At 66.7% G+C, this 20,856-nt stretch carries 24 protein-coding genes; 19 read left to right on the forward strand and 5 right to left on the reverse strand.

Going from position 1 to position 20,856, the window contains the following annotated elements:
• Positions 1 to 3: 3 nt before the first annotated feature.
• The 5 genes from K320_RS0101550 to K320_RS0101570 all read left to right on the forward strand — a co-directional run bounded on the left by K320_RS0101550 (position 4) and on the right by K320_RS0101570 (position 5,478).
• Positions 4 to 1,236, forward strand: a complete 1,233-nt coding sequence (locus tag K320_RS0101550) for an STY4528 family pathogenicity island replication protein (RefSeq protein ID WP_013519536.1) — start codon at positions 4 to 6, stop codon at positions 1,234 to 1,236.
• Between the two features lie 229 nt (positions 1,237 to 1,465).
• A complete protein-coding gene (locus tag K320_RS0101555) occupies positions 1,466 to 2,251 on the forward strand; it encodes a PFL_4669 family integrating conjugative element protein (RefSeq protein WP_013519535.1) in 786 nt (261 codons plus the stop codon).
• On the forward strand, positions 2,248 to 2,793 hold the full coding sequence (locus tag K320_RS0101560) for a DUF3158 family protein (protein WP_024537138.1): 546 nt from the start codon (positions 2,248 to 2,250) through the stop codon (positions 2,791 to 2,793). The genes K320_RS0101555 and K320_RS0101560 overlap by 4 nt, the downstream gene beginning before the upstream one ends.
• The gene (locus tag K320_RS0101565; protein WP_013519533.1) at positions 2,790 to 3,173 is read left to right on the forward strand and encodes a single-stranded DNA-binding protein; all 384 of its coding nucleotides are present in this window, start codon (positions 2,790 to 2,792) and stop codon (positions 3,171 to 3,173) included. Before K320_RS0101560 ends, K320_RS0101565 begins: the two co-directional genes overlap by 4 nt.
• Positions 3,174 to 3,462: 289 nt before the next feature.
• On the forward strand, positions 3,463 to 5,478 hold the full coding sequence (locus K320_RS0101570; RefSeq protein WP_024537139.1) for a DNA topoisomerase III: 2,016 nt from the start codon (positions 3,463 to 3,465) through the stop codon (positions 5,476 to 5,478).
• 519 nt (positions 5,479 to 5,997) lie between these two features.
• Here the strand turns inward: K320_RS0101570 and arsN2 are convergent.
• From arsN2 to K320_RS0101595, 5 genes are read right to left on the reverse strand one after another with little or no spacing between them, the layout of a single operon-like run.
• Complete coding sequence (arsN2, locus tag K320_RS18510; protein ID WP_024537140.1) at positions 5,998 to 6,828, reverse strand: arsenic resistance N-acetyltransferase ArsN2; 831 nt, start codon at positions 6,826 to 6,828, stop codon at positions 5,998 to 6,000.
• Complete coding sequence (gene arsB, locus K320_RS0101580) at positions 6,825 to 7,916, reverse strand: ACR3 family arsenite efflux transporter (protein ID WP_011829936.1); 1,092 nt, start codon at positions 7,914 to 7,916, stop codon at positions 6,825 to 6,827. Before arsB ends, arsN2 begins: the two co-directional genes overlap by 4 nt.
• 9 nt (positions 7,917 to 7,925) lie before the next feature.
• Positions 7,926 to 8,423 (reverse strand): arsenate reductase ArsC, encoded by a 498-nt coding sequence (locus tag K320_RS0101585; protein ID WP_024537141.1) that lies wholly within the window; start codon positions 8,421 to 8,423, stop codon positions 7,926 to 7,928.
• Between the two features lie 12 nt (positions 8,424 to 8,435).
• Positions 8,436 to 8,900, reverse strand: a complete 465-nt coding sequence (locus K320_RS0101590; RefSeq protein ID WP_024537142.1) for an ArsI/CadI family heavy metal resistance metalloenzyme — start codon at positions 8,898 to 8,900, stop codon at positions 8,436 to 8,438.
• Between the two features lie 11 nt (positions 8,901 to 8,911).
• Positions 8,912 to 9,241: an ArsR/SmtB family transcription factor gene (locus tag K320_RS0101595; protein WP_024537143.1), complete on the reverse strand. Its 330-nt coding sequence runs from the start codon at positions 9,239 to 9,241 to the stop codon at positions 8,912 to 8,914.
• A gap of 349 nt (positions 9,242 to 9,590) precedes the next feature.
• Here K320_RS0101595 and K320_RS0101600 point away from each other — a divergent pair, with 349 nt between their 5' ends.
• The 14 genes from K320_RS0101600 (at position 9,591) to K320_RS0101665 (ending at position 20,850) form a co-directional block, all read left to right on the forward strand.
• Positions 9,591 to 9,827 (forward strand): hypothetical protein, encoded by a 237-nt coding sequence (locus tag K320_RS0101600; RefSeq protein WP_024537144.1) that lies wholly within the window; start codon positions 9,591 to 9,593, stop codon positions 9,825 to 9,827.
• Positions 9,828 to 9,852: 25 nt separating this feature from the next.
• Positions 9,853 to 10,245: a hypothetical protein gene (locus K320_RS0101605; protein WP_003141051.1), complete on the forward strand. Its 393-nt coding sequence runs from the start codon at positions 9,853 to 9,855 to the stop codon at positions 10,243 to 10,245.
• A 250-nt stretch (positions 10,246 to 10,495) separates the two neighbouring features.
• Positions 10,496 to 11,212 carry a DUF5983 family protein gene (locus tag K320_RS0101610; protein ID WP_024537145.1) on the forward strand — a complete coding sequence of 239 codons (717 nt, stop codon included), beginning with the start codon at positions 10,496 to 10,498 and terminating at the stop codon, positions 11,210 to 11,212.
• 290 nt (positions 11,213 to 11,502) lie between these two features.
• Positions 11,503 to 12,300: a hypothetical protein gene (locus tag K320_RS0101615; protein ID WP_024537146.1), complete on the forward strand. Its 798-nt coding sequence runs from the start codon at positions 11,503 to 11,505 to the stop codon at positions 12,298 to 12,300.
• 66 nt (positions 12,301 to 12,366) lie between these two features.
• Positions 12,367 to 12,732 (forward strand): DUF3085 domain-containing protein, encoded by a 366-nt coding sequence (locus tag K320_RS0101620; protein ID WP_024537147.1) that lies wholly within the window; start codon positions 12,367 to 12,369, stop codon positions 12,730 to 12,732.
• A 343-nt stretch (positions 12,733 to 13,075) separates the two neighbouring features.
• Positions 13,076 to 13,627, forward strand: coding sequence for an STY4534 family ICE replication protein (locus K320_RS0101625; RefSeq protein ID WP_024537148.1), 552 nt, complete (start codon positions 13,076 to 13,078; stop codon positions 13,625 to 13,627).
• A 55-nt stretch (positions 13,628 to 13,682) separates the two neighbouring features.
• On the forward strand, positions 13,683 to 14,294 hold the full coding sequence (locus tag K320_RS0101630) for a DUF3275 family protein (RefSeq protein WP_013518681.1): 612 nt from the start codon (positions 13,683 to 13,685) through the stop codon (positions 14,292 to 14,294).
• An 89-nt stretch (positions 14,295 to 14,383) separates the two neighbouring features.
• The gene (locus K320_RS0101635; RefSeq protein WP_013518682.1) at positions 14,384 to 14,749 is read left to right on the forward strand and encodes a hypothetical protein; all 366 of its coding nucleotides are present in this window, start codon (positions 14,384 to 14,386) and stop codon (positions 14,747 to 14,749) included.
• 84 nt (positions 14,750 to 14,833) lie between these two features.
• Entirely contained in the window at positions 14,834 to 15,484 is a 651-nt protein-coding gene (locus tag K320_RS0101640; RefSeq protein ID WP_013518683.1) for a hypothetical protein, read from the forward strand.
• A 64-nt stretch (positions 15,485 to 15,548) separates the two neighbouring features.
• Entirely contained in the window at positions 15,549 to 16,658 is a 1,110-nt protein-coding gene (locus K320_RS0101645; protein WP_024537149.1) for a DUF6094 domain-containing protein, read from the forward strand.
• 101 nt (positions 16,659 to 16,759) lie between these two features.
• Complete coding sequence (locus K320_RS0101650) at positions 16,760 to 17,065, forward strand: hypothetical protein (protein WP_024537150.1); 306 nt, start codon at positions 16,760 to 16,762, stop codon at positions 17,063 to 17,065.
• A gap of 100 nt (positions 17,066 to 17,165) precedes the next feature.
• A complete protein-coding gene (locus K320_RS0101655; RefSeq protein ID WP_024537151.1) occupies positions 17,166 to 19,439 on the forward strand; it encodes a helicase-related protein in 2,274 nt (757 codons plus the stop codon).
• Positions 19,440 to 19,636: 197 nt separating this feature from the next.
• Positions 19,637 to 20,206, forward strand: coding sequence for a PFGI-1 class ICE element type IV pilus protein PilL2 (gene pilL2 / locus K320_RS0101660; protein WP_024537152.1), 570 nt, complete (start codon positions 19,637 to 19,639; stop codon positions 20,204 to 20,206).
• A complete protein-coding gene (locus K320_RS0101665) occupies positions 20,203 to 20,850 on the forward strand; it encodes a hypothetical protein (protein ID WP_024537153.1) in 648 nt (215 codons plus the stop codon). The genes pilL2 and K320_RS0101665 overlap by 4 nt, the downstream gene beginning before the upstream one ends.
• Positions 20,851 to 20,856: the final 6 nt, after the last annotated feature.

Raw genomic sequence — 20,856 nt, forward strand, 5'->3', positions numbered from 1 at the left:
GCCATGGCGACGGGCGGCGCACCACGGCGCGATGGCCCCGTTGCGCTGTCCGCGTTGTTCGACGGCGCGCTGCGGCAACTGTTGCCCTCTGCGCAGCCGGCCGGGTACGGCACGGCCACGGCGCAAGCTGCTGCGCCGGCCAGCGACGGCTTTCTCTACAGCGGGAACCGCCATGAGAGCGTGCCGCGTGCGCTGTTCCTCGATCGGCGCCTGACGCCGCTGGAGCGCAATGCCTGGCAGGTGTTCCGCCTGCAGCTCAACGACGACGGCGTGACGGCTTTCCCGACCTACGACCAGCTTCGCCCCTACCTCACCTCGATGCCCTGTGCGGCGCAGGCCTCGCACGAGACCGTGGCGCGCGCCTTGACGCTGCTGCGGCTGACGCGCTGGCTGAGCCTGGTGCGGCGGCGTCGCGATCCGAAGACCGGCCGCATCCTCGGCAACCTCTATGTCCTGCACGACGAACCGCTGACGCCCTTCGAGGCGATGCAGCTCGACCCCGACTACCTGGGCTTGGTCAGCCAGGCGCTGACCCATGCTGCCAAGGCAGTTCAGATCGTCGGCATGAACACGCTGCGCGAGATCGCCGAAGACCCGATGCTCAACGGCCGCACGCTGCCCACGCGCCTGCAGGTGCTAGCACAGCGCATGGCCCGGCATGGCTGGGCCGAGGGGAGTTATCCACAAGAGGCTGTGGATCACGATTCCGAAGAAGGCCAGGACGGCTTGCTTCGGAATGTCGATCGCCCGTCTTCGGAATCCGAAGCAGGGTCGAAACCCGCGCCAGACGGCTCACTTCGGAATCCGAAGGAGGACCGTACTGTACGTATGGATCGTATAAATCAAATACGTACAGTACCGCGCGCGAAGGCGCTGCAGCACTTGCGCCTGCCCGAGCGCCTGCTGCGCCTGAAGGACGAGCAGCAAAGCGGCGCGCTGGTGGCCTTACAGCAGGTGGACGAGTCCCTGCGGCAGGCGGTGCTGGACGAATGGGATGCGCGCTGCCGCAACAGCGCGGTGCGCAACCCGGCCGGCTACCTGTTCGGCATCATCCAGAAGGCGATTCGCGGGGAGTTCAAGGCCTGGGCGGGCGAAGGCGGCTCGTCATCGACGCCGCCACCGCCGCATGCACCGCCGCGGCCAGCAGAACCCCCACCCCCTGCACCGAACGGCCCTGGCCGCGAGGCGGCGCGGGCCTACCTGGCGAAGCTGCGTTCTACGCTCGGCGATTCCTGAGCAGCTATCCCCAGGGGATAGCTGGGACATCAAGCCTTCCGGCGGACGGCGCTGGTTTGTCGCGCATCACGTCGTCGCGACCCGTTGCAGACCTATCCCCAGGGGATAGATGGAACACGCAGCCTTCCCGAGACGACAACCGGGGACACGCCTGCTGCGGTTTGTTGACTGACGGCCTTCCGGGCGATGCCGATGCTGGCGGCTCGTTCCTTCACCGCGAGTCATCACCATGTCCAACGAGCCCCAACAGCCCCTGCAGTTGAACCTCGGATCGCTGCGCAGCGCGATGTCGCTGACGCTGCACACGCACCACGCTTCGCGCATCTGGCATGGGCGAGCGCCTGCCGAGGGGCGGCCCGGCATCATCGGCCTCAACGGCTACATCAGCGTGATGAACAAGATGAAGCGCGGTGCCGAGCAGGACGATCCCTACTCGGACTGGTGGATGCTGCGCATCGAGGACAAGCTGACGCAGACCAAGGCCGGCCTGCAGGCGCTGCGCGAACAGGTGGATCAGGCGCTGGCCGATGTGCCGCCCGCGCTGTCCCTGGGCGAGAACATGAACGTGCAGCCGGTGAAGCTGCCGCTGTTCGTCAACGCGCAACTCGGCTTCATGGCGGTGTACCTGCTGGCCGACTACGACGACCTGGCGCGCAAGCTGATCCTCGCCCACCACACCGCGCTGATCGACCGCAGCACGCTGGAACGCTGGCTCAACGACGGCGCGCACGCGCTGCGCAGCCTGTTCTCGCTGGCACAGCAGTACCGCTACTCCGGCGCAACGCGCGACGACTTCGCCTCGAAGAACGCGGTGGCGCGGGCGGCGCTGGAGAAGTTCGGCGAGCTGCCGCAGGACGTGCTCGAAGGCACGCGCCGCTCGCGTTTTGCGCCACCGATCGCGCGGCGGGCGGGCAAGCCTGGCGCAGCCGCTGATGTCGCACCCGTCGCTGGCGCAGCCGATGTGGTGCAAGACCACAAAGACAGCGACCAGGACGGCGAAGGCGCCAAAGCATGACGGCATCATCGACCGGCCAACCGGCGCGCTTCCTGCCGCTGGAACAGGCGGACTTCCAGCGCCTGGAACACGCAGGCTACCTAAAAGGCCTTTTACAGCCTTTTAAGGGTAAGGGGAGTCTGGAGACCTGGGCCAGCCAGTGCGCAGCGCTGCGCGACGACGTGATTGGCCTGGCGCAGCGGCGCGTGCTGCCCCAGGCGCGCGCCTATCCATTCAGTCTGCTCGACGTGCAACTGGCCCAGCAGGCCACTGGCGCAGGGACGACCTTCCTGCGCTGGCGCAACCTCGACCGTTCCTCCATGGGCGTGGCGTTGTGGGAGGCCCTGCTGGCCAACCCCGCGACGCCGGCCTCGCTGATCGACGAGCTGTACGCGATGGAACTGCAGCGCATCGTGCTGAACATGCAGATCAGCCTGACCCACAGCATCGCTCGCCAAGCCCTGGAATGCGCCAGCAAGGCCGCCCAGGCCGAAGCGGCTTACCTGCGGCGCGTCCACGGGCATACCGCGGCCGTTCCACCCACCACCAAGGAGTCACCATGAGCACGCACTTCGTCGGCGAGGGCAACATCGGTTCTGCGCCAGACTACCGCGAATTCCCGAACGGCAACGACGAGCCGCGCCGGCTGCTGCGCCTGAACGTCTATTTCGACAACCCGATCCCGAAGAAGGATGGCGAGTTCGAGGACCGCGGCGGCTTCTGGGCGCCGGTGGAACTGTGGCACCGCGACGCCGACCACTGGAAAGACCTGTACCAGAAGGGCATGCGCGTGCTGGTCGAGGGTCGCACCGTGCGCGATGAATGGGAGGACGCCGACGAGAACGAGCGCGTCACGTTCAAGGTCGAGGCCCGGCGCGTCGGCATCCTGCCGTACCGCATCGAGTCGGTGACCCTCAGCGCCAAGCCGGCCGGCGGGCAGTAGCTCGCCCGTCGCCGTCCCCCGAGGGCGGCTGTAGCAACCGTCATACGCCCGCCATGCACCAGCTATCCCCAGGGGATAGCTCCAGGGTGTTCCACCGAGTTCCAGTCGCCCTCCCGAAACGACGCGCCTGCTGCGCCAGCCGTTGCGGTTTGCGCGGACCGCTGCGGCAACGGATCGCCTGCCGATCACAAAGCGGTGTCTGCATCAATCGACTTCCTTGCTGCCGGCATCTCCTGGCCCCGCCAAGCTGACGCCCATCCGATGAACCGCACATTTCCAAGGAGGCTTCATGCGCGTTTTCCTGTGCGAGAAGCCGTCCCAGGGCAAGGACATCGCCCGAGTGCTGGGTGCCGGTCAACGCGGCAACGGCTGCTACAGCGGCGCGGGTGTCGTCGTGACCTGGTGCATCGGTCATCTGGTGGAGGCGGTTCCGCCCGAAGGCTACGGCGAGCAATACAAGCGCTGGGCCATCGAGCAGCTGCCCATTCTTCCTGAGCGTTGGCGTGTCGAGCCCAAGGCGGCGACCGCAGCGCAATTCAAGGTCGTGCAGCAGCTCGTCGCCAAGGCGGGCGAGCTGGTGATTGCGACCGACGCCGACCGCGAGGGCGAGATGATCGCCCGCGAGATCATCGAGCTATGCGGCTACCGCGGGCCGATTCAGCGCCTGTGGCTGTCGGCGCTCAACGATGCGTCGATCCGCAAGGCGCTGGGCGCGCTCAAACCGTCCGCCGAGACGCTGCCGCTGTATTTCTCCGCACTCGCCCGATCGCGCGCCGACTGGCTGATCGGCATGAACCTGAGCCGGCTGTTCACCCTGCTCGGGCGCCATGCCGGCTATACCGGCGTGCTGTCGGTGGGGCGCGTGCAGACGCCGACGCTGAAGTTGGTCGTGGACCGCGATCGCGAGATCGCGCGATTCGTCTGCGTACCGTTCTGGGCCATCGAGGTTGCGCTTTCGCATGCAGGCCAGTCCTTCGTCGCAAGCTGGACGCCGCCGCAAGGCAGCACCGACGATGCGGGCCGCTGCCTGCAACAGCCGGTGGCGCAGCAGGCCGCCGAGCGCCTGCGCACGGCCGGCTCCGCCCAGGTGCTGTCGGTAGAAACCGAGCGCGTTCGCGAAGGGCCGCCGCTGCCGTTCGACCTGGGCACGCTGCAGGAGGTGTGCTCCAAGCAGTTGGGCCTCGACGTGCAGGAGACGCTGGACATTGCCCAGGCGCTGTACGAGACGCACAAGGCGACAACGTATCCGCGCTCGGATTCGGGCTACCTGCCCGAGAGTATGCTGGCCGAGGTACCGACCGTACTCGACAGCCTGATCAAGACCGACCCCAGCCTGCGGCCGCTGATCGAGCGCCTGGATCGCCAACAGCGCTCACGTGCATGGAACGACGGCAAGGTGTCGGCTCACCACGGCATCATCCCGACGCTGGAGCCCGCCAACCTGTCGGCCATGAACGAGAAGGAACTGGCCGTCTACCGGCTGATCCGCGCCCATTACCTCGCGCAGTTCCTCCCGCACCATGAGTTCGACCGGACGGTGGCGCAGTTCTCGTGCGGCAGTCAGTCGCTGGCGGCCGTGGGCAAGCAGATCGCCGTCATCGGCTGGCGTGAGGTGCTGGCGACGCCGGGGCCGGACGATGCCGATGGCGAGGATGCGCAGCGCAGCCAGGTGCTGCCCGCCCTGCATGCGGGCCTGTCCTGCCCGGTCGGAAAGGTGGATCTCAAGGCGCTGAAGACGCTGCCGCCCAAACCCTACACGCAGGGCGAGCTGATCAAGGCCATGAAGACCGTCGCCAAGTTCGTGACCGACCCGCGCCTGAAACAGAAGCTGCGAGATACCACCGGCATCGGCACCGAGGCGACACGCGCCAACATCATCAACGGTCTGATCGGTCGCGGCTACCTGGTCAAGAAAGGCCGCGCCGTCCGCGCTTCCGACGCGGCATTCACGCTCATCGACGCGGTGCCCTCAGCCATCGCCGACCCCGGCACCACGGCGGTGTGGGAGCAGGCGCTCGACATGATCGAGGCCGGCCAGATGGCGCTGGACACCTTCATCGAGAAGCAGTCCGTGTGGGTCGGCCAGCTCGTGCAGCAGTACCGCGGCGCAACGCTCTCGCTCAAGCTGCCGCCGGCGCCGGCCTGCCCGCAGTGCGCCGCACCGATGCAGCAGCGCACGGGCAAGAGCGGCGCGTTCTGGTCCTGCTCGCGCTACCCGGACTGCAAGGGCACGTTGCCGATCGAGTCCCCGACGGGCCGGCGCAGCGCACCGCGCAAGCGGCGCGCTGCCTCCAAGGCGTCCTGATCCTCGCTTCCCCCTGCCGCGCCGGCCACTTCACTGGCGGCGAGGCAAACGTCCCGCACCGCGCGGGACTCCAAAGCGCGCGTCTCCTTCTGCAACGGTGTGCGCGCCCCGTCTGCCCGCCATCGGGTGACGGGGCGAGAAGGTCATTGCTCCACGAATCGCGCCCGCCGCCATTCCCTTGATCGGTGTGCCTTGCCTCGGCCACGAGGGGCTTCCTGACGCCTTGCCGCCGCGCGAGCCGTGAGGAGGCCCCTTGGGCCGAGGGTATTCCGTGCCGGTGCCCGCCGGCGGAACAATGGGCTCCCTTTGTGCGCGTATGCGTGCCAAAGGTTTCCGGCCCCAGCCACGAAACGGGCCGGGTGCGATTGCTGATGCAGCGAACGGCTTTGACGACGGCCCGCGCTGACGCAGCCCACAGGTGGTTTTCCTTCCTCTCCAGCCGAAGGCCCGCGTGGCCTTCGGCGATTAGTCATTTCACTGATGCACCTCTGTGTCCCGGGATGTCCTTGCGAGGGCACATCACAGTGACATTCGACGTCCAAGCAGCACGGCGCTCGAAGGACAAAGGCTTGCGGCCTGCCGTGTGGCAAGGATGGCCGCCGGTGCGGCGCTGCGCTCGATTGGCTTGAAGCCCGCGCGCTCGAAGAACGGCGCAGCCGTCGTGGTCAGCAACCAGGCGTCGCGCCCGCCCTCGTCGAAGGCACGGCGCAGCAGCAGTGCGAACATTCCGCCGCCGATGCCGCGATGGCGTGCGTGTGGCAGCACCACCAGGGAGCGCACGAGCACGTCTCGGCCCAGGCGCTCGAAGCCGCCGTAGCCCACGCGCTCGCCGGACACCGTGGCATAGGCGAAGAAGCTGCGCCCTGGTTCGGCCAGGTCGTCCGTGGGAAGCACGGCCTCTTGCAAAGCCAGGGCGAGGTCCGGGTCGCTGCCGGCGATCGGCGTATCCACCAGCAGCGGCGTGCCATCCTCCTTGCGGTTCTCGCCCGCCGGTCGTTGCGGCAGCAGGTCGATCACCATGTCCGAGGGGCGGCACAGGCGCACGCCCGAGCGCGACACCACGATGGGCCGATTGATGAGGATCGGGTACGCCAGCATCTGATCGATCAACTGGTCGTCGCTCCAATGCGCGGCATCCAGGCCCAGTTCCTTGTAGGGCGTGCCCTTGATGCGCAACACATCCCGCACGCCCATGCCCATCCGCGCGATCAGCGCCTTCAAGGTCTCGCGGTCGGGCGGCGTCTTCAGGTACTCGATGACCGTGGGCTCGATGCCGCTGGCGCGGATCAGCGCCAGCGTGTTGCGCGACGTGCCGCAGTCCGGGTTGTGGTAGATCGTGACGGTACTCATGCCGGATGCCTCGCTGCGTTGCGCGGGGCCTGTTCGTACCAGGCGCGGGAACGGTTGACCACGCGCACCACCAGCAGCATCACCGGCACTTCGATCAGCACGCCGACCACGGTGGCGAGGGCCGCGCCGGAATGGAAGCCGAACAGGCTGATGGCCGCTGCCACTGCCAGCTCGAAAAAGTTGCTGGCACCGATCAACGCCGAGGGACACGCGATGTTGTGCTTCTCGCCGACCCTGCGGTTGAGCCAGTAGGCGAGGCCGGAATTGAAGAACACCTGGATCAGAATGGGTACGGCGAGCATGGCGATCACCAGCGGCTGTCGCAGGATGGCCTGGCCCTGGAAGGCGAATAGCAACACCAGCGTCAGCAGCAGCGCTGCGATTGAGAGCGGGCCGAGGCGCTCCAGCGCGCGGTCGAACGCGGCCTGTCCACGACGCAGCAGCGAGCGGCGCCACACCTGCGCGAGGACGACGGGGATGATGATGTAGAGCACCACTGAGGTCAGCAGCGTGTCCCACGGCACGGTGATCGCCGACAGGCCCAGCAGCAGCCCGACGATGGGCGCGAAGGCGAACACCATGATGGTGTCGTTCAGCGCCACCTGCGACAGAGTGAATACCGGGTCGCCGCCGGTCAGTCGGCTCCACACGAACACCATCGCTGTGCACGGTGCGGCGGCCAGCAGGATCAGGCCGGCGACGTAGCTGTCGAGCTGGTCGGCCGGCAGCCAGTCGGCGAAGACGTGGCGGATGAACAGCCAGGCCAGCAGTGCCATCGAGAACGGCTTGACCGCCCAGTTGACGAACAGCGTCACGCCGATGCCACGCCAGTGCTGGCGAACCTGGCCGAGCGCGCCGAAATCCACCTTGAGCAGCATCGGGATCACCATGACCCATATGAGCAGGCCGACCGGCAGGTTGACCTGGGCCACTTCCATGCGGCCGACGGCCTGGAACGCGCCAGGCGCGAGCTGGCCCAGGGCGATGCCGGCGACGATGCACAGCAGCACCCACACCGTCAGGTAGCGCTCGAAGATGCTCATCGAGAACGATGGCGTGGCGGCGACGGCTTCGGTCTGTACGGTCATCGTGCTACCTCACTGCTTGCCGATGACGCGCAGCTCATGCTGCAGCGACATGGCATCGAGCCGTTGGAGCGGCAGCGACAGGAACAGCTCGATGCGACGCTTGAGCGTCAACGCGGCGTCCATGAACGCCTTGCGCTGCTGTTCCTCGCTGCCTTCGACGGCGGCCGGATCGGGCACGCCCCAATGGGCCGACACCGGCTTGCCCGGCCATACGGGACACACCTCGCCAGCGGCGTTGTCGCAGACGGTGAAGATGAAATCGAACACCGGCGCACCGGGCGCCACGAATTCGTCCCAGCTCTTGCTGCGGTAGCCGGTCGTTGGCAGGCGCAGGCGCTCCAGCGTGGCGAGCGCCAGCGGGTGGACTTCGCCCTTGGGGTGGCTCCCCGCCGAGTAGGCGCGAAACCGTCCCAGGCCCAGTTCGTTGAGGATGCCTTCGGCCAGGATGGAACGCGCCGAATTTCCGGTGCAGATGAACAGCGCGTTGTAGGTGGTTTCAGTCGTCATCGATGCCTCGCGTCAGCAGCAAGAAGCAGCCCGTTTCGCGGCGGCGCGACTGTCACTCGGCGCGCAGCAAGCCGGAGCTGTGCCCGGCGCGGGCTGCGGCGCTTCGTTGAACACGGGGATGTTGCCCAGCGTGTGGAAATGCTCCCAGGCCACGCCCTGCGGGTCGGTGACCCAGTGCTTCTCACTGCGTGCATAGCAGCAGGTCGTGGTGCCTTCGTCGAGCAGCGCCATGTCGGCAGCCTGCGCGCGGGCCTTCAGGGCGGTGAGTTCGTCGGCGTCATCGGTCTGGATGCCCAGGTGGTCGATGCCCGGCTTGCTGCCGCGCGTGGAGATGGCGAAGTTGACCGGCGGGTCTTCGAGCATCCACTTCGCGTAGTCGGCCTCGATGCGAGCCGGCTGCGCGGCGAACAGTTGGGAATAGAAGCCGATGCTGCGATTCAGGTCATCGACGTGCAGGTGGACGTGGAAGCGTTTCATGGAGGTTCCTTTCAGCAGGAGGCGCAGGCACGGGTGGATTCATTGGCCTCGCACACGCCACCTTGGCAGCAGTGCTCGGTCAGGTAGCCGAGCAGCCCGTTCATATGGGCGAAGTCGGCGCGGTAGATCAGGTTGCGGCCCTGTTGCTCGATGGTGACGAGGCCGGCATGGGCCAGCTCCTTCAGATGGAAGGACAGGGTGTTGCGGGCCACGTCGAGCTGGTCGGCCAGGACGCTGGGCGTGAGCCCTTCGGGGCCGGCGACGACCAGGGCGCGGAACACGCGAAGGCGCTGGGTGTGGGCCAGGGCGCCCAGGGCGGAAACGGCTTGGGTCTCGTTCATAGTTCAATAATACAACATCTATTGAATCATTGTGCAAGCACATCGCAATAGAGGACCGGGCGCGCCCGACCCCAATCGGGGACGCCACTGCGCCCGATTGCTGCGTGACGCGGCTATCTGATAGTCCGAAGCTCACCCTCATGCGTTGCTGACCGTCGTCAGCGGCATGCCCTGGCAGTCCCGGTCTTCAAGACTGCAACGCGGTTCGCCGCGTTGACCGATCCAGTCCGCTTCGCATCGCCCACCGCGGACGCTCGCCGGCCTGGCGACGATGCACTTTTGTCAACCACCCGAGGGGAACCCCATCCCCTGCGGGATGCGTGCTCCCCGACCCACCAAGGAGCACGGCATGTCTGAACTTTCCGCATCTTCCTGCGCAACCGCAGTGCGCAGTGGTGCGCTGGCGCTGGCCTGGACCGGCAAGCGTTTGCCGCTACAGGTGCTGCGCAGCGCGGCCGGCCACTACATCGGCACGCAAGACGACGAAGGCCCGGTATCGCGGGAGTCCGTCGAGTATTTCCCGACCCACCTCGCAGCACAGCGCGCCCTGGATACCCATGCCTGGACACAGCGCGCTCACCCCTGATTCCCACCCTTCAAGGAGTTCTCTCATGAATCTGTCTTTACCCGAAGACGTGCTCGATCAGATGGCGCTGGAACAGGCGCACTTCGACGCTGCACCGCAGGCCTTCTTCGAGGCCTGGAAGCGCGGCGCGCAGATCGCCGGCCACGAGTGGTTCGGCGACGGCACACGCGAAGGTCTGCAGCGTGCCACCACCAAGTGGGACCTGCGGCCCAACATGCTGATGCTCAACGACGCCCTGGGCGTGCTGAGCAGCGGTCAACGCATGTTCCTGTCCGCGATGGTGAGCTTCTACAACTCCCGCGAGGGCGGCGCGATGCTCAAGCGTTGCGGCTTCGAGGGGCTGTCCGACTTCGGCGGCCTCGATCTGGAACGGCGCCAGGTCATCGCTGACCTCACGCTGCACTACAACGGCTGGTGAACCGCGCCTGGCAACCCACCGTCCTTTCATCCCACCCCACGAGGGACATGCGTCCCCGTTCGGGGCCATGTCCCTCCTTCCTTCCGCAGGAGCGGCCATGTCCCGAATCACCATCTTCCACTGACCTGCACCGCCCGCCACCAGGGCGGCCCGACGCCGCGGCCGGCTGACCGGCTGCCACTTCATCCACTCGCTGGGGTTCAATCCCCGGCAGGGGATTGCCTCGGCCATCCTCTGCTGGAGGAATCCCATGTCTCATTCCAAAAACCCCTTCGTCCGCGGCTACGATGGCCTGTCCGTGCAGCGGCTGCTGGCGATTTCCTACGACGACGGCTGCCCGCTGAGCTATCTGCCGCTGCACGTCTCGCAGTCGCACCTGCCGGACAGCCAGGTCGAGCGCCATGCCTGCGTCTTCTGCGACGACTTCGCGCTGATCACCGAGGGCCAGAACGTGCCGCCCGAGCTGGACGCGCAGTGCCCCAGCCACGGCATCGCCCGAAACCTCGTCTACGCCGTCATGGCCGAAGAAGCCGGCCAACCGCTGCACGTCGGCGATACCTACTCCGAGGAAGCCGCGCGCGAGGTGGTACGCCGCCTGCGCTTCGAGACCGGCTTCTACAGCCGTGCCTGGGAAATCAGTTCGGCGCACATCACCGAGGAGGCCGGCCGCTTCCTCGCCGAACTGGCGGACATCGCCACGCCGAGCGGTTTTTTGTTCGTGGCCTTCCGCATTCCCTACAGCCCGGCGGTCGGCGTGAAGCTGATCGCCACGCCTTGGACGGATGCGAACCTGCAGCATGTCGAGGGCATCACCGCCGAAGAGCTGCGGCAGGAGCACCGGGCCAAGGGCGTGCCGGAGTCCCTCGTGGAAGTGTTGCACCTGGCTGCGCTCGCCGACGTTCGCATGTTGGTGTTCGATGCCGACGCGCCCGTGCTGGACGGACTGACGCTCTACGACGACGAGTAACCCGCAACCCATTCGAGCCCCCACGTCGGGGCTCTTCTTTTTCGCGGAACGCGGTGCCGGCGCATTGCCGATTCCCAACGGACGGCCGCCGCCATGTGCCGCACGCTGGCCGCATGTTCGCTGGCGTTGCCGGCAGCATGCCCAGGCAGTCGAGACCTTCAAGACTGCGGCGCGGTTCGCCGTGCTGGTTGCTTCGTTCTCCGGGCGCACCCGCGTCCATCCACCTCACCCTCAAGGGACAGACCTCCCTTGCGGGCGGGAGTCCCTTGGTTGCCACAAGGAGTCTCCCCATGGATACCCAAGCCATCCGCGCACAGATGCCGACGCTCGTTGTCGGTCATGTGCCTTCCAACGTCCGTTCGTTCAAATTCAACATCTTCGACGGCCAGCCCAAGGTTTCGACGCTGGGCTTTCACATCGACCCGAAGCCTTTCGAGGGCAAGGTCATCGCCACCACCGACGAGGCCATCGTCGTCAAGACGGGACGAGCCGAGTTCGCGGTGCTCGATCGCACGCTCGTGACCGAAGTGCCCGACGAGGGCGCCAAGGTGCAGGTCGAACCCTATGTCAGACGCCGCTTCGACGGTCAGCGGGCGGACACGCCCGAGGAGCAGACCGAGTTCACCGCCGACGGCCAGCCCTACACGGTGAAGCGGTTCGTGCTCGGGTCCGCACCGGCGAAGCTGCCGATCCCCGAGCCGCGCTGCCCCGAGCTGCAGGAACTGGTCGACCAACTGGAGCAGTTGCCCGCTCCCGACGGTTTCCGGCGCGTCACCCACATGCTGGTGGATGCCGGTGCGCGGGACATCACCTGGGTCGATCCGCTGCCCGCCGACATCATCAGCACGCCGCCGGCCATCGGCTTCACCGTCGCCACGATGAAGTTCCAGGGTCGCGTCACCGTGCTGTATGAGCGTGGCCTCGACCTCTACGCGGTGGAACTGCAACGCGACGGCGAGCTTATCGAACGGGTCGATGAGGTGTTCTTCGACACCCTCGGCGAGACGCTGGAACGGCTGATCGACGACGGGAGTTGGCGGCGCATCCGCGTGCAGTGCCTGTCGTGTCGTAAGGCTATCCGGCACTGATCTCACAGCAGCTTCCCGCCCTCGCGGCGGGAAGCCTCTCTTCCTGCCTCCCTGGAGACCACACCCATGACTGTTCGATTCAAAGGCACGGAGCTTCGGCCCGTGCTCACCGAAGCGGTGGCGAATCAATGCCGCGTCATCCTGGTCAAGGATCAGGGCGTGTACTTCCTGGCCGAGCGCGGCGAGCGCCGACCCGATGGTCGCCAGAAGACCATCGCCTATGCCGCCGGCTGCAACCCGGATGTCGATGCGTTCGATGACTGGTGGGAGCTGGCGCGCGCCGAGTTCGGTGGCGACGACTTCGGCGAGTTCTTCGATACGCAGGAGGGCGTGTTTGCGCACATCCTGCGCAGCGAGGACGACCTCGACGTGTCCGCCACCGCGACACACCTGTCGCTGCAGGCGGTTCCTCCCACGCCCAGCGGCAACTGACCGCCCATCCCTGGCCCCCGCTCCGGGGGCCTCTTTCTTCCCGGCAATGCGGACAGCCGCGAGTGCCGATTGCCGCTCGCCTGCGCGCCGTCCCGACGCCACGCTTCCGGCCATGTTCCGCTGACGTCCGTCAGCAACATGCCCAGGCAGCCACGATCTTCAAGGCTGCGACGCGGTTCCGACCGCGTTGATCACCCCAGTTCGCACCGGCATCCATGCGCGAACGGCCATCGGTTCTCGATGGCGATGCCACCAAGCTGTTCCATCAACCCACGCGGGGGTTCCACACCTTCCCCGCCTGGGTCGGGTGTGTCTCCGCCTCATTGTTCCCAGGAGATTCACCATGACCACTTCCAATGAAAAATCCTACTTCGATCTGCACATCACCGGCCTCGGGTATCTCAATCGCATCCGCGAAGTGAAGCCCAAGAAAGGCGATGCGTTCCTGGCCTGCGACATCGCAGCCCTGAACGGTCCCAGCGATGACGTCTCGTATGTGCGTTTCGACACGCGCGTATCGGGATCTGAAGCGCAGCACCTGGTGCGCCGCTGCATTCAGGCGGTCGACGCCGAGAAGAAGGTGATGATCGGCTTCCGCCTGGGCGACCTGTGGACCGACACCTTCACCTACTCCAAGGGCAAGCGTGCCGGCGAGCAGGGGGTGAGCCTCAAGGCCCGCCTGCTGTTCGTCAGTTGGATCAAGGTCGACGGCAAGCTCGTCTACAAGGCCGAACCCAAGCCGACCGAGACCGACGAGCGCGACCCGGAAGTCCCTGTGACGTCCGACGCGCCCGCTACGCAGCAAGCCTCGGCACCGGAGTCTTCCGAGCCCGTCGCCGATGCTGCCGACGACGCAGCCGATGCCCCCGCATTGGCCGTTGCCGAGTCGTTCTGATCCGCAAGGCCCCATCCCCGGGGCCTTGTCTTCTCTTCGTCAGCAGGAGACCTTCATGATCACCATCCCCGGCCAACTGGCCATCAAGACCATCCACGGCAGGAACGGCGACTTCAACGTCGGCCGCCTGGCGACCTCGATCGGCGAGTTCGTCGTGAAGAACGCCGAACTCGATCAGTACCGCGAGGGCAAGTACGACGGTGATTTCGTCATCGTCGAGATTCGCCCCTCCACGTACAACGCCAACGGCCGCATGGTCATCGAGATCCGCGCCCATCTGGGCGGGATGACGCTGTCCAACATCGACGCCCTGAGCCGCGACGAAGCCCGCCGGCTGAGTCCGCAGGAAGTCGATCCGATCGACGAGGAAGCGCAGGCGCCCGTGCCGGCAACGCCCCCGGCCAAGCCGAAGGCGAAGCCGCGCAGTCCGCGCGATCCCCTGGTCGATACCACGCCGTTCGGCAGCGAACCGGCTCCCGTGTCCGCTGCGGCCTCGGCCGAGGCAGACGACGCGGCGCTGTTCGGTTCCTTGTGGCCGCTGGGCGAGACCGTGAAGCTCGATGCGACCGTGGATCGTCGCGTGCTGCGTCAGCAGCGCGACCGTCTCGACAAGCTCGGCTACGAGTTCGCTCCGTTGTCCCAGGACTGGCATCTCAAAGCTGCCTGATCCATCCGCCGCCTTGCGCGGCATACCGCCACCCGCCGGGGTTCTCCCCCGACGGGGAGGGCTCCGGCCTTTTCTTCAAGGAGACCCTCATGGGCTGGACCTTCGTTCGTCAGACGCGCGATCAGTTGATCCGCGAGCTGATCGCTCCGCAGGCGTCCGAACGCGCCTGCTGCGACGTCATCGACCACACGCTGGACGGCGACGTTCTGTGGACCGTGGTTCGCGTCACCGCCAGGCAGGCGGGCGTCATGGGCCTCGCGGCCGGTGAGTCCGTCTGCTACATCGGCTGCCACCTGCTGGAAAGCTCGGGCGGCGATTGGGGCTACAAGTCCCTCGATGAGTCCGCGCATCCGTACTACTACTCGTGCCCGCTGCGCTATCTCGACATGGCGCCGGTGCAAAGCTCCGAGTGGCGCGAGCGGGTTCACCGCTTCCACGCAGGACGCACCGTCTAGCGGCACGCATCTTCCTTCACCCAACCGGGGCGAGCACGGCCCCGCGGGCTGTGGTTGCTCCTTCTTTTCCAAGAGGACATCACCATGCCTGCACCTTCTTCCGCGAAACCGCTGTACCGCATCGACGAATGCCCCGACCTCATGGCCGACGGTTGCGTCGGTGACGAGCAGGGCAATCTCGTCTTTCTCTCGATCTGGGCGCGCGACACCGCCGTTCAGGAGTTCCTCGCCCGCCTGACCCTCAGCCGGGATGAACAGGGGCTGGACCAGTTCCACGTCATCACCGAGCAGGGCGCATCCATCCCGGTCTTCGTCGGCAACGTCGAGAACCTGGAAAAGCGCATCACCCGCGCCTATCGGCGAACGCTGTTCGGTTCGCTGACGAATGTGTGGCTGTTCGATCGTCGCTGCGTGAAGCCAGACAAGGCCAACGCCAGCGCGCTGGCGCTTCTGCCCAGGGATTCCGCTCACCGGCTCGACCGGCTGTGGACGCTGGTGCAGGACACCTGCCCGCTGCCACTGCTCGACCACTGGCGCGACACCATGCTGGAGCTGTTGCAGACACGACGGATGCTGACCGGTCTTCCCTTGGCCCTCGGGCCGCTGGAAGGCCATCGGCTGGCCCTCGATGTCCCGGCGCTGACGAAGGCGCTGGGCGAGCTGATCCGCAACGGCACCCTCGGCGCCGCGCAGTACGAACTGGCCGCGAACGCACCGCTTCGGCGTGTGGCGTGAGCCATCCCACGGGCATGCGCGCCGCGCGTGCCCGCCTTCCCTCATCCATCACCAGGAGAAATCCATGGCACTCATGTTTCCGCGCCTGGCGCGCAATTTCATTCGTAACGGCTACTTCCCCACCGACGAGCCGACGCTGGAGCGGGCCTTGTCCGCACTGGCGCCGTCTCCCGGCACCATGTCCCTCCTCGATCCCTGCGCCGGCGAAGGCGTGGCGATCGCCGAAGCCGCCCACGCCCTCGGGCGCGAGCAGGTCCAGGCCTTCGCCGTCGAGTACGACGCCGAGCGTGCCCGCCACGCACGGCAACTGGTCGATCGCTGCATCCACGGTGACCTGATGGACACGCTGATCTCGCGCCAGTCCTTCGGGCTGCTGTGGCTGAACCCGCCGTATGGCGACCTGAGCAAGGACGTGAACGGCAACATCGGCTATCAGGGCCAGGGCCGTGCGCGGCTGGAAAAGCTGTTCTATCAGCGCGCGCTGCCGCTGCTGCAGTACGGTGGCGTGCTGGTCTTCATCGTGCCGTCCTACGTGCTCGACGCCGAGCTGGTCGGATGGCTGACGCGCCACCTCAAAGACCTGCGCATCTACCGTGCGGTGGAGACGCAGTTCAAGCAGGTGGTGATCTTCGGCCGCCGGGTTCGCCAGCGCGACCAGGCGTCGGAGTCGGTCAAAGCCGTGCGTGGTCTGCTGCTGCAGATCGGACAGGGCGACGCCGAAGCCGAGGAACTGCCGCTCGAATGGCCGTTCCTGCCGTACACCGTCCCTGCCAGCCCGGCCGAGCCGGAGCACTTCTATCGCGTGACGATGGAGCCCGGGCAGTTCGCCGATGAAGTCGGCCGGCTGCAAGGACTCTGGCCGGCGCTCGATACCCACCTGGGCGCCGCGCAGCAATCGCTGCGTCCGCCCGCGCGGGCCTTGTCGCACTGGCATCTCGCCCTGGCTCTGGCCGCAGGCGCGATCTCCGGCGTAGTGAAGTCCAAGAGCGGGCGCGTGCTCGTCGTCAAAGGTGATACCCACAAGGAGAAGACCCTCCAGACGGAATACACCGAACGCGACGACGGCTCCGTGGCCGAGACGCGCATCCTCACCGACAAGTTCGTGCCGGTCATTCGTGCATGGGACTTGACGCTTGGCTCGTCCACGTGGGGCGAAGTGCTGACCATCCGCTGATCGCTGTTCCCTGACGGTTCGCCGTCGCTTTCATCCACCCACCGGGGTCACGTCGCCCCGATGGGGTGCCGTGGCCCCTTCTTCCAGAAGGAGAAACCACCATGGCACTCGCAGTCCTCAACCTCGCGTCACAAGCACGCTTTTCGCCCGGGCAGGTGGTCATGACCGCCGGCGTCGACGAGCTGGTCCGACAGGGCCGGCTCAACCCCACGCCGTACCTGCGCCGCCATCTTCATGGCGAATGGGGCGACCTGAGCGACAGCGATCGGCGGCAGAACGACGCCGCGCTGAAGTCCGGCGAGGATCGTCTGTTCTCGTCCTACCAGGTCACGCCCAACCTGAAGCTCTGGATCATCACCGAATGGGATCGCAGCGTCACCACGCTGCTGCTGCCCAGCGAATACTGATCCCCATCCAGCGGTCTCGCGCCGCTTCTTTCTTTCCCCCCAGGGGCATGTCGCCGCCCCGTGAGGGAGGTGCATGCCCCATTTGCTTTGGAGCATCACCATGTCCCTCGATCTCGAAACCATTCCCGAAACCGCTGTGCAGGGCGACCTGCTCGAAGCGGCCGCTTCACCCCTCACGCTCAGCCTGCAGGACTTCGTATCGGAGTTCGGCGACGAGTTGCTCGATTCGCTCAACCGCGCCAATCCTCCGGTCTACACCGGCCAGGTGCGGGTGCATCGGCAACTGATCCTCGCCGCGCTCAAGCGCAAGCTGTTCCCGGCGCAAGCCGATGTGGTCCACGCCGTCACCGAGCTGTTGATCGATCGCGGCGAACGCGCCGCGATCGTCAATGGCGAGATGGGCTGCGGCAAGACGACGGTGGGTATTGCCACCGCCGCCGTGCTCAATGCCGAAGGCTACCGCCGCACCCTGGTGCTCTCGCCACCCCACCTGGTCTACAAGTGGCGGCGCGAAATCCAGGAGACGGTTGCCGGTGCCAAGGTCTGGGTGCTCAATGGCCCGGACACGCTGGTCAAGCTGCTGAAACTGCGCGAGCAGTTGGGCGTGCCGGCGCAGGGCCAGGAGTTCTTCGTCCTCGGCCGCGTGCGGATGCGGATGGGGTTCCACTGGAAACCTGTCTTCGTTCGCCGGCGCACGCCTCACGGCGACGTGGGGGCCTGCCCGGCTTGCGGGCACGTCATCACCGACCTCGACGGCGAGCCGATCAACCCGGTCGAACTCGAAGCCGAGGAGTCCCGCCGCAAGTGCAGCCACTGCCGTGCACCGCTGTGGTCGTTGATCCGTCCCAGAGGCCTGTCCGCCAGCGACCAGTCCTCGACCGTGCTCAAGGCCCTGAAGCGCATCCCGACCATCGGGGAAGTCACCGCGCAGAAGCTGATGCAGAAGTTCGGTGACGCCTTCCTCGCGTCGATGCTCGGGGACAACATCCACGAGTTCATCAACCTGATGGATGGCAACGGCGAGCTGGTCTTCTCGGACCGGCAAGCCCATCGCATGGAACGTGCGATGGCCAACATGGAGTTCGGCTTCGGCGAGGGCGGCTACCAGCCGTCCGAGTTCATCAAGAGGCAGCTTCCCCAAGGCACGTTCGACCTGCTCATCGCCGACGAGGCACACGAGTACAAGAACGGCGGCTCCGCACAGGGCCAGGCCATGGGGGTGTTGGCGGCCAAGGCGCGCAAGACGCTATTGCTCACCGGCACACTGATGGGCGGTTACGGCGACGACCTGTTCCACCTGCTGTTCCGAGCCCTGCCGGGGCGGATGATCGAAGACGGCTACCGGCCGACCAAGAGCGGCAGCATGACGTCGGCCGCAATGGCGTTCATGCGCGATCACGGTGTCCTGAAGGACATCTACTCCGAGAGCACGGGCACGGCGCACAAGACGGCCAAGGGCACCAAGGTATCGGTGCGCACGGTCAAGGCGCCGGGCTTCGGTCCGAAGGGCGTGCTGCGTTGCGTTCTGCCGTTCACGGTCTTCCTCAAGTTGAAGGACATCGGTGGCAACGTGCTGCAGCCCTACGACGAGGAGTTCCGCGAAGTCGCGATGGACACGGCGCAAGCCGCGGCCTACCGCGATCTGGCGGGTCGGCTGACCCAGGAGCTGAAGCAGGCCCTGGCGAAGCGCGACACGACGCTGCTCGGTGTAGTCCTCAACGTGCTGCTGGCCTGGCCGGACTGCTGCTTCCGGTCGGAGACAGTGGTGCATCCGCGCACGCGCAACACCTTGGCGTTCGTTCCGGCTCAGTTCAACGAGCTGGAGGTGATGCCCAAGGAGCGCGAGCTGATCGAGATCTGCAAGCAGGAGAAGGCAGAAGGTCGCAAGACCCTGGTCTATTCGGTCTACACCGGCACGCGCGACACCACGTCGCGTTTGAAGGTGCTGCTGGAGCAGGAAGGCTTCAAGGTGGCGGTGCTGCGCGCGAGCGTGGATGCCTCCCGCCGTGAGGACTGGATCGCCGAGCAGTTGGACCGTGGCATCGACGTGCTCATCACCAATCCCGAGCTGGTGAAAACCGGCCTGGATCTGCTGGAGTTCCCGACCATCGTGTTCCTCCAGTCCGGCTACAACGTGTATTCGTTGCAGCAGGCTGCCCGGCGCTCCTGGCGCATCGGCCAGAAGCAGCCGGTGCGCGTGATCTACCTCGGCTACGCCAACTCCTCGCAGATGACCTGCCTGGGGCTGATGGCCCGGAAGATCATGGTGTCGCAGAGCACGTCGGGCGACGTGCCCGAGTCGGGCCTGGATGTTCTGAACCAGGATGGTGATTCCGTCGAGGTCGCCCTGGCCCGACAGCTTGTCACGGTCTGATCCATGTGCCCATGCCGGTGGCCCCTCGGGGTCGCCGGCTTCTTTCCACGGCCCTTCGGGGCCGTTTTTCTTGGGCGTATGACAGTCCATGGCGCCGCCCTCCATGTATTCGGGCGGGCGTCAGTGCGTTTTGTTTGCTGCCCGCAGGCCAAGCGGCGGCGATGGTGAGCGCTCCGTGTTCCAGGGAAGCGCCCTCCATGCAACCATCCATCCGCGCTGTTCACCGCCTGGCCCTCGCCGCTGGCTTGCTGGCCGGTAGCCTGTTGGCCGCCGGCTGCGCCACGACCGCCGCACCGTCTGCGTCAGCGGTGCCGGCCGCATCGCCAACCGCCGTCGCGCCGGAGCCGGGTTTCGTTCCGGTGGCCCGCTACGGACGCTACACCCTGGTCGAGCTGGTGCCGGAACCTGCGCAGCGGGATCTCTTGCAGCAGGCGGTGGAGGTCTCGATTCCGCCCATGCTCGATGCCAGCGTGGGCGATGCCATGCGCCATGTGCTCCTGCGCTCCGGCTACCGGCTCTGCGATGCGGCCGAGGCCGCCACGCTCTACGCGCTGCCGCTGCCCGCCGCACACCTGCGCCTGGGCCCGCTGATGCTGCGCGATGCCTTGCTGACCCTTGCCGGCCCCGCCTGGGAGCTGTCGGTCGATGACTTGACCCGCCAGGTCTGCTTCAGCCGGCGCGGTGCTCCCACCTTCCTTTCCGCCAACCCGCCCGGCACCGCCACGCCCGTGCCGGACGCCGACCGGCCCGAGGAGATGCAGCCATGACCTTTCCCCAAGCGCCATCCGAGCGCCATTCCCGCACGCGCTGGCTCAAGATCGCCGCGGTCTTCTGGCTGCTGCTCATCAGTGCCGTGGCACTCATCAACAGCGTCGGCCTGTCGCGGCTCGCCGAACAGACCCAGAGCAGCGCACAGGATGCGCAGGTCAAGGCGCTGGTCCTGCGCGTGGCCGATCTCGAAAGGCAGGCCGATGCGGACAAGCGCCGGCCGGCGCCGATCAGCCAGGCCGAATTCGCCACCGCGCGGCAGGCGTTGGACGAACGGATGACGCGCCTCGAAGAGGCCGACGAGGCGAGGGCCCTGGCCGTCGACCTGCAGACGCTGCAGGCGCGCGTGAACGGGATCGAGACCCGCCTGGAGAAGACCCGGCAGGTGGCATCCGCCGCTCGCCCGCGCGCTCCGGTTGCGACGAAGCCCAAGGTGCCGGAGCCGCCATTCCGGGTGCTCGGCGTGGAGCTACGGGGAGGCGAGCGCTTTCTGTCGATCACCTCCACCGCTGCGGCCTCGCTCGCGGGCGCCCGGCTGCTGCGCGAGGGCGATGCCGAGGGCGGTTGGCAACTGCAATCCATCGAGGCGCAGGCGGGCGTATTCCAGGTGAATGGCCAGACGCAGCGCGTTGCGGTGCCGTAGGAGGTC

It is taken from the genome of Comamonas badia DSM 17552, assembly GCF_000484635.1.
Classification (GTDB): domain Bacteria; phylum Pseudomonadota; class Gammaproteobacteria; order Burkholderiales; family Burkholderiaceae_C; genus Comamonas_C; species Comamonas_C badia.

What these genes read in the sequence shown, in the direction of transcription:
- arsN2 (WP_024537140.1), bottom strand. Translation starts at nt 6,828, where the DNA reads ATGAGTACCGTCACGATCTACCACAACCCGGACTGCGGCACGTCGCGC.
- pilL2 (WP_024537152.1), top strand. Translation starts at nt 19,637, where the DNA reads ATGCAACCATCCATCCGCGCTGTTCACCGCCTGGCCCTCGCCGCTGGC.
- K320_RS0101655 (WP_024537151.1), top strand. Translation starts at nt 17,166, where the DNA reads ATGTCCCTCGATCTCGAAACCATTCCCGAAACCGCTGTGCAGGGCGAC.
- K320_RS0101600 (WP_024537144.1), top strand. Translation starts at nt 9,591, where the DNA reads ATGTCTGAACTTTCCGCATCTTCCTGCGCAACCGCAGTGCGCAGTGGT.
- K320_RS0101560 (WP_024537138.1), top strand. Translation starts at nt 2,248, where the DNA reads ATGACGGCATCATCGACCGGCCAACCGGCGCGCTTCCTGCCGCTGGAA.
- K320_RS0101595 (WP_024537143.1), bottom strand. Translation starts at nt 9,241, where the DNA reads ATGAACGAGACCCAAGCCGTTTCCGCCCTGGGCGCCCTGGCCCACACC.
- K320_RS0101610 (WP_024537145.1), top strand. Translation starts at nt 10,496, where the DNA reads ATGTCTCATTCCAAAAACCCCTTCGTCCGCGGCTACGATGGCCTGTCC.
- K320_RS0101590 (WP_024537142.1), bottom strand. Translation starts at nt 8,900, where the DNA reads ATGAAACGCTTCCACGTCCACCTGCACGTCGATGACCTGAATCGCAGC.
- K320_RS0101570 (WP_024537139.1), top strand. Translation starts at nt 3,463, where the DNA reads ATGCGCGTTTTCCTGTGCGAGAAGCCGTCCCAGGGCAAGGACATCGCC.
- K320_RS0101630 (WP_013518681.1), top strand. Translation starts at nt 13,683, where the DNA reads ATGATCACCATCCCCGGCCAACTGGCCATCAAGACCATCCACGGCAGG.
- K320_RS0101640 (WP_013518683.1), top strand. Translation starts at nt 14,834, where the DNA reads ATGCCTGCACCTTCTTCCGCGAAACCGCTGTACCGCATCGACGAATGC.
- K320_RS0101615 (WP_024537146.1), top strand. Translation starts at nt 11,503, where the DNA reads ATGGATACCCAAGCCATCCGCGCACAGATGCCGACGCTCGTTGTCGGT.
- K320_RS0101625 (WP_024537148.1), top strand. Translation starts at nt 13,076, where the DNA reads ATGACCACTTCCAATGAAAAATCCTACTTCGATCTGCACATCACCGGC.
- arsB (WP_011829936.1), bottom strand. Translation starts at nt 7,916, where the DNA reads ATGACCGTACAGACCGAAGCCGTCGCCGCCACGCCATCGTTCTCGATG.
- K320_RS0101555 (WP_013519535.1), top strand. Translation starts at nt 1,466, where the DNA reads ATGTCCAACGAGCCCCAACAGCCCCTGCAGTTGAACCTCGGATCGCTG.
- K320_RS0101585 (WP_024537141.1), bottom strand. Translation starts at nt 8,423, where the DNA reads ATGACGACTGAAACCACCTACAACGCGCTGTTCATCTGCACCGGAAAT.
- K320_RS0101565 (WP_013519533.1), top strand. Translation starts at nt 2,790, where the DNA reads ATGAGCACGCACTTCGTCGGCGAGGGCAACATCGGTTCTGCGCCAGAC.
- K320_RS0101620 (WP_024537147.1), top strand. Translation starts at nt 12,367, where the DNA reads ATGACTGTTCGATTCAAAGGCACGGAGCTTCGGCCCGTGCTCACCGAA.
- K320_RS0101645 (WP_024537149.1), top strand. Translation starts at nt 15,549, where the DNA reads ATGGCACTCATGTTTCCGCGCCTGGCGCGCAATTTCATTCGTAACGGC.
- K320_RS0101635 (WP_013518682.1), top strand. Translation starts at nt 14,384, where the DNA reads ATGGGCTGGACCTTCGTTCGTCAGACGCGCGATCAGTTGATCCGCGAG.
- K320_RS0101665 (WP_024537153.1), top strand. Translation starts at nt 20,203, where the DNA reads ATGACCTTTCCCCAAGCGCCATCCGAGCGCCATTCCCGCACGCGCTGG.
- K320_RS0101605 (WP_003141051.1), top strand. Translation starts at nt 9,853, where the DNA reads ATGAATCTGTCTTTACCCGAAGACGTGCTCGATCAGATGGCGCTGGAA.
- K320_RS0101650 (WP_024537150.1), top strand. Translation starts at nt 16,760, where the DNA reads ATGGCACTCGCAGTCCTCAACCTCGCGTCACAAGCACGCTTTTCGCCC.
- K320_RS0101550 (WP_013519536.1), top strand. Translation starts at nt 4, where the DNA reads ATGGCGACGGGCGGCGCACCACGGCGCGATGGCCCCGTTGCGCTGTCC.